The organism is Hahella sp. CCB-MM4 (assembly GCF_002260525.1).
GTDB lineage: Bacteria > Pseudomonadota > Gammaproteobacteria > Pseudomonadales > Oleiphilaceae > Hahella.
On sequence record NZ_MRYI01000160.1, the window covers coordinates 1 to 456 of the forward strand.

Here is a 456-nt window from a genome sequence, read left to right on the forward strand (position 1 = left end):
GCGCTGTGGAAGCCGGCTGGTCGACGCCGGGCTACTGGGCGGGCCGCGTGCCGGCGCTGCAGCTGCTGGCCGCCGTGCCCTTCGGCCCGCAGGCTCCGGAATATCTGGCGTGGCTGAAGTTCGGCGGCGGGCAGGAGTTCCTCGACGAACTCTATGAGCCGCACAACATCAAGTCGATCATCTGCGCCGTCATCGCGCCGGAAGCCTCGGGCTGGTTCCGCAACGAGATCAACTCGGTCGAAGACCTGCGCGGCCTGTCGATGCGCTTCTTCGGTCTGGGAGCGAAGGTCATGGAGCGCATGGGCGTCTCGACCCAGCTGCTCGCCGGTGGCGACATCTTCCCGGCGCTGGAACTTGGCACCATCGACGCCACCGAGTTCTCGATGCCCGCCATCGACCTCAACCTCGGCTTCTACCAGGTCGCCAGCTACTACTACTTCCCGGGCTGGCACCAGC

Annotated in this window: 1 pseudogene; it reads left to right on the plus strand. The window is 66.7% G+C overall.

Annotated features, from left to right (window positions below):
- Positions 1–456 (plus strand): annotated as a pseudogene (locus BTA51_RS29850) (C4-dicarboxylate ABC transporter); the annotation flags it as partial.